The following is an 11,843-nucleotide window of genomic DNA, read 5'->3' as shown; positions in this document are numbered from 1 at the left end:
TGTCTCGTCCTGAAATGTGTTTACACATTTAGGATTTATTATGACCAAGTCAAATAATACACCGATCAAACGAACACAACGAGATTATTCATTAGGCTTTAAATTACAAGTTGTCGACGCTGTAGAAAAAGGCGATATGACTTATAAACAAGCCCAAAAAATTTATGGCATACAAGGTCGTTCTACCGTGCTTACTTGGTTAAGAAAACACGGTAAGATGGATTGGACTCAATCACCTAAGATAACTATGCCTACATCACCTAAAGCCAAAGAAAGTCCCGCTCAAAAAATAAAACGCCTCGAGCGAGAGCTTGAAGATGAGCACTTACGTAACCTGTTACTCAATGAAGTGGTTAATATCCTTGACGCTGAGCATGGAACAAGCCTTCGAAAAAAGTATATTGCCAAGGAGCAAGAAGCCTTCAAAAGCAAAAAATAGTTAGCTTAGAACGTGCTTGCATGCTGCTTGGTATAACGAGACAAGCGATATATCAACGAGAGAGCAGAGCTAAACTGCGTGCTATTGAACTAGCACCAGTTAAAGCGATGGTATTGGAAATACGACGTTTTATGCCGCGCTTAGGTGGAAGAAAGTTGTATTTTTTACTTAAACCAAAATTCATAGAGCGAGGCATAAGTTTAGGTCGAGACGCTTTTTTTAGTTATTTGAAAAATGAACGTTTATTGGTTAAACCTAAGCGTAGTTACATTAAAACTACTTTTAGTAAACATTGGATGAAAAAGCATCCTAACTTGCTAAAAGATGTGCAACCATCGCGGCCAGAAGAGGTTTTTGTAAGCGATATAACCTATGTTCAATCAGAGCAAGGTGTTCACTATCTATCGCTAGTAACTGATGCGTATAGTCGCAAAATTATGGGTTATGAACTCAGTGATGAAATGAAGGCGACAGATGTTGTTAAGGCATTAGATATGACAATCAATAATCGTCAGTATCAATGTAGTACGATTCATCATTCAGATAGAGGGTTGCAGTATTGCTCGCAGGTATATCAAATAAAGCTTAATGAAAATGGCATTATTCCATCAATGACCGATGGCTATGACTGCTATCAAAATGCACTGGCGGAGCGTATTAACGGCATATTGAAGCAGGAGTTCTTACTCTATAAATGCCAAAATCTAAAAGAGCTACGTGAACTCGTCGAAGAATCAATATTAATATACAATGAAATGAGGCCGCATTTGAGTTTGGGAATGAAAACACCAAACCAAGTGCACAAAAAAAGCCAGGAGCAAAAGCTACTGGCCTTCAATTAAAACCGTCAACGTATTTTAGGACGGGACATGCTGTTTGTTGTCTTAAATCAATGCTAAGCATTTAAAGCGTGCCTACACTAGGGCCTGTTGACCTTTCAGGATTAAAATTTGTTCAACCTAGGGGCTATTTAATCGCGGCGTGAGGTTTGTAACCTAGTGGGCTAAGTAAAAACCGAGCAACAAAGAGTAAATAGCCCCTAGGCAGAACCCTTCGGGCAGCGCATGTTTGGCATTTATTCCACGTTATCGCCTATTCATGGGGAATAACCACACTACATAGGCTCTGCCTTGCCTAAATACCAAACACACTGCTGCAAATTTAACCTCGAAAGATAAACAGGCCCTAGGGCTACTCTTAGTGAGGTAACTATGTCGCAAACGATGATAATTAGGCTGCTTAAAACATCAATAGTGCTTGGGTTGTGCCTCATTGTGACTGGCCACACTTTAATTGTGTCGAGTTACTTCACTGTTAATCATGGTATTAAAGGAATAATTATAGCCGCGGCATGCATTGCTGTAGGTGTACTGCTGTCGCTTCCCACTAAAATATATTTAACCGTATTATTGATGGAAGCCGAAAAACGTTATTTAAAAAACCATAAAAGCACTCACTCTAAATAATTAGAGTGCACTTAAATTATTAATTTCTTTATTACGTTTTTCTAGTTTGTCTTTTACATTTTCGGCATCATTAAATAACTTTTTAACCGAGTCTGGGTTCAAAATACTGATCCCCTCTGGTGCAGCCGACATTGTATTTGTACTTGGAGAGGTATTTAAAATAGATGTGTCTTCTGCAGCAATAACAGTAATATCTTTAGGATCGAGTTTTACTTCAATACTTTTTGCATGCGGGTTAGGTGTATCAGAAAAGTGCCATTGGCCTGTTTCATCTTGCCACTTAAAAATTTTGCTGCTTGAGGTAGTACTTTCAGGCATTGGTTCATCAGAAATACTGCTCGCAATTTTATCGCCAGCTTGCTTAACGCCCTGCACTGCTTGGTCCAAAGTATTGCTAGATAGCGCAACCATTTTTTCTTTAATTTGCTGAGATTCACTGCTAATTGATGATGCAGAAAGCCATGTTTGACCATCGGGCTTTTTTAAATAAAACAAAGAGATGACCGCAATAGCCATGATTGATATAGCTAAGTAGGTAAAGTATTTCATAGCGTTCCTGCTTTAATTAATCCTTTATTGCCTTGAGTCTAATAAAAAATACTTAATTAGGCAATTTTTTGTACCCTAATAAAAAAATAAAAACGCAGCCGAAGCTGCGTTAAATACCGTCACCATCCATGTGTAGTCCGCATTCTCGGTTTAAACCAAAAAAGCGAGTTTCTTCCTCTGTCATTCCTGGTTCTAACTTACGTGTTGTATGTACGTCTCCCATCGACACATAACCTTGCTCCCATAATGGGTGGTAAGGTAAATCGTGCTTGGTAAGATACTGATACACGTCGCGGTTAGACCATTCAATAATCGGGTACACTTTAACGGTACCACGGCTAATTTCTACAAACTGTTTATCAGCACGTGTAGATGATTGATCGCGACGCAAACCACTAAACCACGTGCCCGCTTCTATTTCTTTTAACGCACGGGTCATCGGCTCTACTTTATTAAGCTGATTATATTGCTTAATGCCGTCTTCGCCTTTCTCCCATAGTTTACCAAATTTAGCCTCTTGCCATGCTGGGCTAAGCGGCGCTCTATACACCTTTAAGTTAAGTGATAAACGCTCACTCATCTGCTCAATAAACTGATACGTTTCAGGAAACAAATAGCCTGTATCGGTCAATACAACGGGAATATCTGGACGTTGTGAGGTCATTAAATGCAGCATTACTGCCGCTTGAATACCAAAGCTAGATGATAAAAAAGCCGTATTAGGCAAGTTATCAAGCGCCCATGCAACACGCTGTTCTGCGCTCATATTCGCTAGTAAACCATTAGCATCAGCTAACATAGCCGTTTGGCTTTGTTTATCTAGCTGTAAAATGTTTTTAAATTCACTCATGGTAAATTCCAAACCTCACCAGCGCCAAAGCGCTGGTATTTAATTAAGCGTGAAAATCGGTTACTGATACTTTTACTTCAGCAACAATGCCTTTGCGTATAACAAAGTCACCAAAACACTCACCGTCATTGCGCTCGCTTGCCCATTGGCCAATGAGCTTATCGAATGCTTCTAGGTAAACGTCTTCGCCTACGTTCTCAAGGTACAATTTAGGAATACGTGTACCTTCTAAATTACCACCTAAGTAAACGTTGTACTTACCTGGGCCTTTACCCACTAAACCAGCTTCTGCAAGCATTGCGCGGCCACAGCCGTTCGGGCAACCTACAACGCGCATAATAATGCTGTCATCGGGTATACCGTGCTTAGCAAGTAATGCTTCAGTTTTTTCTACTAGGCTTGGTAAGTAACGCTCTGCTTCGGCCATTGCAAGTGGGCACGTTGGCAGTGAAACACACGCCATAGAATTTTTACGCTGCTGCGAATCTGTGTCGTCAATCAGGCCATGGCTACGTGCAATCTCTTCAATCACGGCTTTTTGATCTGCAGGTACGCCAGCAATAATTAAGTTTTGGTTTGCCGTCATACGCATGTCACCTTGGTGAACTTCTGCGATTTTACGACAACCTGTTTTAAGCGGCTTGCCTGGGTAGTCTAAAATACGACCACTTTGAATAAATAGCGTTAAGTGGTGCTTACCATCAATGCCTTCAACCCAACCAATGCGGTCGCCACGATGAGTAAACTCAAACGGACGGCTTGGTGCAAACGTAACGCCTGAGCGCTTTTCAACTTCTGCTTTAAATACATCAACGCCTACACGGTCTAATGTGTATTTAGTTTTTGCATTTTTACGGTTTGAACGATTACCCCAATCGCGCTGCACAGATACAACATGCTCTGCAATTTTTAAGGTATCTTCTAACGTAATAAAGCCAAAGTCATCAGCCTTACGCGGATAAGTTGCTGTATCGCCGTGCGTCATGGCAAGGCCACCGCCCACTAATACGTTAAAACCAACAAGTTTGCCGTTATCAGCAATTGCCACAAAGTTTAAATCGTTAGCGTGCACATCAACTTCGTTGTTAGGTGGAATAGTCACCGTGGTTTTAAACTTACGCGGTAAGTAGTTAGATCCTAAAATTGGCTCTTCTGTGGTTTCTGCTTTTTCGCCATTTAACCAAATTTCGGCATACGCTTTCGTTTTTGGTAATAAATGTTCAGAAATTTTTGCAGCCCAGTCGTAAGCTTCTTGGTGTAACTCAGACTCAACTGGGTTAGTAGTACAAAGCACGTTACGGTTAACGTCACCCGCTGTAGCAATAGAGTCAATACCTACGCTATCAAGCATTTGGTGCATGCCTTTAATATTAGGCTTTAACACTCCATGAAACTGAAACGTTTGACGCGTTGTTAAACGAATACTGCCGTAGCTTGTTTTGTCATCTGCAAACTTGTCGATTGCTAACCACTGCTCTGGCTTAATAATACCGCCAGGCATACGTGCACGTAACATTACATTATGTAGCGGCTCTAGCTTTTGCTTAGCGCGCTCACCACGTATATCGCGGTCATCTTGTTGATACATACCGTGAAAACGAATTAGCTGAAAGTTATCGGCTGTAAAGCCACCGGTAATTTCGTCTGTTAAATCTTTTTCTATGGTGCCACGTAAAAAGTTACTTTCTCTTTTCAAACGTTCGTTATCAGAAAGTTTTACGTTTTTATCTTGTTCGCTCATTTTAAATCCTAAATTTGTTACAGTGACGGCTGCTAGCTGCTAAATAAAATAAGAAACGTGGTTAATACACGTCTTTCTGATAGCGGTTTGCGCTACGCAAATCTTTTAAATATTGCTCTGCGTCTTCATTGCTCTTGCCTGTGTTTTCTTTAACAATATCAAGCAAGGCGTTGTGTACATCTTTTGCCATGCGATTTGCATCGCCACAAATATAAAAGTGAGCGCCAGCTTCTAACCATTCAAACACGTCTTTACTGTTACTGCGTAACTTATCTTGTACGTATACTTTTTCGGCTTGATCGCGGCTAAATGCAACATCTACTTTGTTAAGTAAACCCGATTTTAAATAACCCTGTATTTCTACTTGGTATAAAAAGTCTTGAGTGAAATGTGGGTTACCAAAAAACAACCAGTTTTTGCCTTGTGCTTCACGCGAATCACGTTCTTGTAAAAATGCACGGAACGGCGCAATACCCGTACCAGGACCAACCATAATCACAGGTGTATCATCGTTAGTGGGTAGGCGGAAATTGTCGTTGTGTTCGCTAAATACTTTAACTTTACAACCTTCTTCTGCACGACGAGTTAAGTAACCAGTACAACCACCTAAATGCTCGCTATCAAATGCATCAAACTGCACTAGACCTAGTGTTAAATGTACTTCGTCTTCAACCTCAGCTTGGCTAGATGCAATTGAGTACAAACGAGCTTGTAGTTTACGTAGGCAGTCTACTAATGTTTGCGCATCAATTTTTGCAGGGTTTTGGCGAATTACATCAAATATTTGGCGAGGTTCAATATACGCACGCATTGCGGCTTTATCTTCTACAAGCTTTAATAATTCAGGCGTACCAGTTGCTATTGCGTATTTTTCTACAAAACCTGGGTATGACTGAGTCAGCTCTAGTTTTTCAATAAGTGCATCACGTACGCTTAGCTCTTCATCACCTACTTTTACAATGCTTGTTGCATCTATTTGAGTAAGTGTAAGTACTTCATCAACTAATACATCATCATTTAAAAAGTACACACCTAACGAATCACCTGGTGTGTAAGTAATGTCTGAACCTTCAAGCGAAATTTCAACGTGGCGTACATCTTTAGTTGAGTCGCGACCGGTAATTTTTTGAACTGTTAATAGCTCTGCTTCAAATGGATTTTGCTTTGTGTATTGGCTTGAAGCGGTCGTTGGTGCGCCAAATGGCATTGATACAACTTGACCACCAGCGGCTTCTTGCTGCGCTTTTAAATCAGGTTCGAATGCATCAACTGCACCGGCAATCCATGTTGCAGCTTCATCTTCGTAATCTACATCTAAATCAGCACGTTGATATATGGTTTGTGCACCGAGTTTATTTAAACGTTCTTCAAAATCTTTTGCTGTTTGACAGAAAAATTCATAGCTAGAATCACCTAAGCCAATAACCGCTATTTTTACATCGTCTAGTTTTGGCGCTTTTTTAGTGGCTAAAAATTCGTGAAGTGTTTCTGCGTCTTCTGGTGGCTCACCTTCGCCGTAAGTAGATACAACGATAGTTAAAAACTTTTCTTTTTTCAGGGCTGTTGGTTTGTAATCTGACATGCTAACAAGCTTAACTGCTAAGCCTCGCGACTCAGCCTGCTCTTTCATTTTGGTAGCTACACCTTTTGCGTTACCTGTTTGCGAACCATATAAAATAGTTAGCGCTGCTGCATCACCCGCAGCCGGTACGCCTGCCGTAGGAGCACCTAACGCAGCCGAATTAGCATTTGCAGCTAAGTAACCGCTTACCCACGCTTGTTGAATTGGATTAAGTTCAGCCACTAAACCTTGCAGCTTTTGTACTTGATCTTGCGATAGCGGGCTTGCCGCAGCATTTAGTTGACCTAACAACATGAATCGATTCCCCATAACCCTGAAAATTAAACACAACACACTTTGTGTATTGTTAAAAATGAGTTTTACCTCATCCAGAGCGTATCTGTTGAGGTTTTCTAAGTATGTAGGATAACGGGCTCTGCATAGATAAAAAAAGAATAGAATCTGCTTTGATATTCCATTTAGTTATTAATTTATAAAAATACCTTCAAAAACAGATTAAAGGGCGATTATTGCTTTTTACAGTACTTTAAATTAACAATTTTGTAACCTAACTAATGTAGGGTATATTCCTCATTCAAAATAAAAATAGGAACAACCATGTTACACGGGAAATATAAAAATAAACTACTTAGTACCGCATTGTTACTTGGCTCATTACCTGTAATGGCCAATGTAGCTAATGGCGGCTTTGAACAATGGACTGGCAATACACCTAGTTCTTGGAGCACTATTGATAGCGGAATCAGCTTAACGCGCTCAACCAGTACAGTTAAAAGCGGTAGTAGCTCTGCTGCTGTCAATGTAACAACAGGATCGCAAAGTAACACTGATTTACTACAACAAGTTGCTGTAAAATCAGGTAAAACCTATAACTTTTCGGCTGATGTTTACCACACCGAAGGTAAAATTAAAGCTCGCTTGTATGTAGATGGTTATCAAGGCTATTCAAATCAAGCACAAACTAACCAATGGCAAACAGTTAGCCATAGCTATACAGCAAGCAGTAATAAAACAATTAGTGTTGGCCTAAGGTTTTACGATGTAAGTGGATTTGATGGCAGCGAAACCGTATACGTAGATAACTTTTTACCAAACGCTGATGGCAGCGCATCAACAAGCTGTACCGACAATAGCCTTACTTTAACGCTTAATACCGATAATTACGGTAGCGAAACTAGTTGGGCCGTTAATAACAATCAAGGTAGCGCTGTTGCTAACGGCAGTGGTTACGCATCAAACACTCAGTATGATGAGCAAATATGCCTAACTGATGGTACTTACACACTTGTTATTAGCGACAGCTACGGCGATGGCATGTGTTGTTCAACAGGTAATGGCAGTTATGCGCTTAAGCAAGGCTCTACCACACTTGCTAGCGGTGCAAGTTTTAGTAATACAGACAGCACGGCATTTACTTTAGGCAGTGGCTCTGGTGATGGCGGCGGGAGCAACCCAACACCCACTGGCTACTATGTTACTGCTCAAGGGTTATCGGGTTATGCACTAAAAACTGAGCTTTATAATATTATTAAAGATCATAATGCACAGGGTTACTCAGCTATTTGGAGTTTTTATGACTCATCTGTACGTGATACATACTTTGAAAACGATAACAGCATTTTAGATATGTATAGCGAAAAACCAAACGGCTCTGACAGCTACAATTATGCTGCGGTGAGCGATCAATGTGGTAACTATAGTGGAGAAGGCGGCTGTTACAACCGTGAGCATTCATTTCCTAAAAGCTGGTTTGGCGGCACTATTGAGCCAATGAACTCAGATGTGCATCATATTTACGCAACCGACGGTTATGTAAACTCAAAACGTAGTAACTTCCCATTTGGTGAAGTAGCAAGCGCTTCATTTACATCAACTAACGGAAGTAAACTAGGTTCTGCCGCAAGTTCATTAAATTACTCAGGTACTGTATTTGAGCCAATTGACGAATTTAAAGGTGACTTTGCTCGCGCTTATTTTTATATGGCAACACGCTACGAAAATGTAATAGGCACTTGGCAAACTAAAACAACTTCAAGCAATGCGGTACTTAATGGCTCAAGCAACAAAGTATTTGAAAGCTGGGTTGTAGCCATGCTGCTTAACTGGCATAACAGCGATCCTGTAAGCCAAATGGAACTTGACCGTAACCAAGCAGCCTTTGAATTTCAAGGTAATCGTAATCCGTATATCGACCACCCTGAATTTGTAGAAATGATCTGGTAAAAGTTAGCAGTTAAAACAAAAGCCTTTGCAAATGCAAAGGCTTTACCTTTTAGCGTGTAATATTTTTATAAACACAATGCTTTAAGCTAATTATAAGAAGCAACTGCGATAAGTGATTTTTCAGCTCTGTTTTTCATCAACGTTAAAAGTGTGTAATGAAAATCTTGAAATATCACCTCACCCCATATTCGCGAATAAACACCAAAATTTGTATTATCTTGCACGGTCGTTTTTAACGTTAAAATCGTATTGCCGCTTTTATCTTCACTTAACCCATATCCACCGTAAAGAGGTGAAAAGTATTCACCGCCTAGTTTTACGTGTTTATCGAGTGCGTCATCGGGGATAGCATCTGGGTCTATATCAAATCTATAAAGCATCTGTTTATTTGGTTGCCAGTCGGTTATTACTTCTTTAAACACAACGCCTTTTTGCCAAGTACTTGTACGAACAGCGCCTATACCGCTAGCATTCATACTTGCCTTTAATGGCTTTGGTACACCAATTAATTGAGTGAGTGAAAAAGGCACTTCCTGTGGTTTTATGTCACTCACATTAGCTAACTGCTGCCACACAACATTGATGGGCGCGTTAATAGCTATTGAATTTGTTACTTCGTATGTTTTTGATAAATGTAAAAAGTTAACTTCAATAGGTGAGAGCAATATAGGTAACAACGCGATTGATAATAAAGAACTATTCGCTTTTTTTATTTTACGTTTTCTAACAAAGCCCGCAAGTAACCCACCAATGCTGGCAAAAAACATAAAAGCAGGCAAAGCCATTGCCACACAAATGCTCCCTTCAAGTAAAGTAATTACACTTACAAATAAAAAACAAAAATAGGCTGCCAAGCAATCGTGATCATTTGCCTTTTAGTTAATGTTTTTGATTCGTTGTACTCAAAGTGAATACGAATATAGCCAATAGCAACAGGCACTAAAAACATAAATGATATAGAGACTAAGCTACCTAAATTATAAGCATTGACTAGCTCTACAAACAGCCGCATAAATATGCCGTAAAGCGTACCAAGTAAAATACCAATTGATTTAGGGGAGTTGAGTTGCATCTCTATTCTTTATTGTTGTTATTAACAATCCGAAAGTAACAGAAGTATTATTTCACCACAAATAAAACGAAATTAACGGCTGCTACCAATAAGCTTTTCAAACTAAGCGATTTTTACAACCACTAAGACTAAAGGATAATAACCTGCCATTAACACTATTTCCCGCTATAAACAGTGATCAAACTCTTTAAAAATAAAAACAAGCCATTGATTTATAATGATTTTAAATCATTTTGTGTAGTTTTATAATTTTTAACGTAAAGCTGATTGTCAGATTAACTGTATTAAAAACAACCATGCACGACCTTTTGCCTATACATCCCAGCCTAAGAGCTGATTTACCCTGCATGTTCAATATTCATTTGCTTTAACAAAAGCCGTATTTATTTGATTAAGCAACAATGTTGCAGGAGAACGCATGCAAACTACACCACCCGGTGATGCACCATCAAACACGCACAAGGATGCTCAAAGCTACGAGCAACTTCACAAGCCGAGTTCAGAGTTTAATACTCGCGACGAGTATCTCGAACATGAATTACAAATTATGCAGCCTAAGCGCTGGCGTCCTAATTTACCGTTTAGAGATTACCGATTTGAATTTGAAGACACCATTCCTGCAATGGCGGGCACTATTGGTAAAGTCGTTATGGTGGGTGCTATTGCAGCTACATTTGCAGCGCCTCTTGGTTTAAGTGATGCGTTTGTTTTAGAAAATGTACGTTACGAATTACTCATTGTTTCTATTTTTATCATCTTATTCTCAGGCTTTATTTTACCCACGGCCAACTTAGCTGGTACTCACGGCCCGCTTATTCCGTTAATTCCTATTGTTGTTGCTGCTGGCGGTCACCCTATGGCGTTTGGCTTACTCATTGGTGCCTTTGGTTTTATTTTGGCCATAACCAAGGGAGGAAGTATGCTCGCGCGCCTAACCAGTAAAGGTGTATGTGGCGGGCTGCTCATTTATTTAGGCTTTATTGGTACTATTTCGCAAGTTAAAAAGCTGTTTGCTTGGGCTGAAGCCATTGATATGGCACACATTGCGTTTATTGTTATTTTAGCCACCATTTTACTATATGCACTGTTAGAGCACTTTAAAAAACGTTGGTTAGCCGTGCCGTTAAGCTGCCTTATTGGTGGCGTGGTTGCCTTTGCCTTAGGTGCACCGTTTGAGTTTCATACTGCACCGGGTTTACCAAATATGAACCCTGCATACTGGTGGGGCGAAAACACGGGTTGGATGCTAGGTTTACCAACACTTGAAAGCTTTGTTGTTGTACTCCCATTTGCAGTGCTCGCCGTTGCTATGTGGTCTCCTGATTTTTTAGGCCATCAAGTATTTCAAAAAATAAGCTATCCGCAACGCACCGAAAAAGTACAAATGAATATCGACGACACCATGCTAAGTGCATCGGTTAGACAAACATTTGGCTCACTTGCCGGTGGTGCTAACTTTGCCTCCTCTTGGGGGACTTATATTGTGCCTGCCGCTATTGCTAAGCGCCCTATCCCTGCTGGCGCTATTTTAACAGCATTATTTTGTATTATTGCTGGTTTATGGGGTTACCCTATGGATTTAGCGATTTGGCAGCCTGTATTGTGTGTAGCGCTTATTGTTGGGGTGTTTATCCCGTTACTTGAGGCTGGCATGGAAATGACGCGCGAAGGTAAAACGACGCAATCAGCCGCTATTGTGGTATTTGCTTCGACCTTAGTTAATCCTGCTTTTGGTTGGTCACTTACTATGCTACTTGATAACTTAGGGCTGATTGGCTGTAAAGAGCGCAGCGCTGAGTTAACTAAAATGAGCCGCTGGGTGATTCCACTTATTATGTTTGTGTTACTTACCACTGTAATGGCAATTGTAGGTATGTTACCTGGTATACCGGCGTTAATGGCTGACTTTAGGCATTAACCT

General features: G+C 40.3%; 8 protein-coding genes and 1 pseudogene. 4 read left to right on the top strand and 5 right to left on the bottom strand.

The window, feature by feature from the left end; genetic code table 11:
• Positions 1 to 40 precede the first annotated feature (40 nt).
• Together GQR45_RS20145 and GQR45_RS20140 are read left to right on the top strand one after the other, a co-directional pair.
• Positions 41 to 1,281, top strand: a protein-coding gene (locus GQR45_RS20145) for an IS3 family transposase (protein WP_240920078.1) whose coding sequence is annotated in 2 segments (ribosomal slippage) — positions 41 to 404 and positions 404 to 1,281 — 1,242 coding nt in all. Because the reading frame shifts where the segments join, the coding sequence is not laid out codon by codon here.
• A 369-nt stretch (positions 1,282 to 1,650) separates the two neighbouring features.
• Positions 1,651 to 1,905 (top strand): hypothetical protein, encoded by a 255-nt coding sequence (locus GQR45_RS20140; RefSeq protein ID WP_007582187.1) that lies wholly within the window; start codon positions 1,651 to 1,653, stop codon positions 1,903 to 1,905.
• Here the strand turns inward: GQR45_RS20140 and GQR45_RS20135 are convergent, their stop codons facing one another.
• From GQR45_RS20135 to GQR45_RS20120, 4 genes are all read right to left on the bottom strand, one after another.
• Positions 1,906 to 2,454 (bottom strand): DUF4124 domain-containing protein, encoded by a 549-nt coding sequence (locus GQR45_RS20135; protein WP_010554783.1) that lies wholly within the window; start codon positions 2,452 to 2,454, stop codon positions 1,906 to 1,908.
• A gap of 109 nt (positions 2,455 to 2,563) precedes the next feature.
• Entirely contained in the window at positions 2,564 to 3,304 is a 741-nt protein-coding gene (locus GQR45_RS20130; RefSeq protein ID WP_007582191.1) for a phosphoadenylyl-sulfate reductase, read from the bottom strand.
• 43 nt (positions 3,305 to 3,347) lie between these two features.
• Positions 3,348 to 5,045, bottom strand: coding sequence for an assimilatory sulfite reductase (NADPH) hemoprotein subunit (gene cysI / locus GQR45_RS20125; RefSeq protein ID WP_007582193.1), 1,698 nt, complete (start codon positions 5,043 to 5,045; stop codon positions 3,348 to 3,350).
• 61 nt (positions 5,046 to 5,106) lie between these two features.
• Complete coding sequence (locus GQR45_RS20120; RefSeq protein WP_165722252.1) at positions 5,107 to 6,921, bottom strand: assimilatory sulfite reductase (NADPH) flavoprotein subunit; 1,815 nt, start codon at positions 6,919 to 6,921, stop codon at positions 5,107 to 5,109.
• A gap of 303 nt (positions 6,922 to 7,224) precedes the next feature.
• Between GQR45_RS20120 and GQR45_RS20115 the strand changes: the two genes are divergently transcribed.
• Entirely contained in the window at positions 7,225 to 8,850 is a 1,626-nt protein-coding gene (locus GQR45_RS20115; RefSeq protein ID WP_165726854.1) for an endonuclease, read from the top strand.
• Between the two features lie 86 nt (positions 8,851 to 8,936).
• Here GQR45_RS20115 and GQR45_RS20110 read toward each other — a convergent pair.
• Positions 8,937 to 9,922 (bottom strand): annotated as a pseudogene (locus GQR45_RS20110) (hypothetical protein).
• Between the two features lie 418 nt (positions 9,923 to 10,340).
• On the opposite strand from GQR45_RS20110, the gene GQR45_RS20105 reads away from it, so the two are divergent.
• Entirely contained in the window at positions 10,341 to 11,840 is a 1,500-nt protein-coding gene (locus GQR45_RS20105; RefSeq protein WP_007582201.1) for a DUF3360 family protein, read from the top strand.
• Positions 11,841 to 11,843 lie beyond the last annotated feature (3 nt).

This window comes from Pseudoalteromonas sp. SA25, assembly GCF_011378705.1.
GTDB classification, from domain to species: Bacteria; Pseudomonadota; Gammaproteobacteria; order Enterobacterales; family Alteromonadaceae; genus Pseudoalteromonas; species Pseudoalteromonas arctica.
The sequence above is the reverse complement of the archived record's forward strand: the minus strand, read 5'-3'. Positions and strand labels throughout refer to the sequence as shown.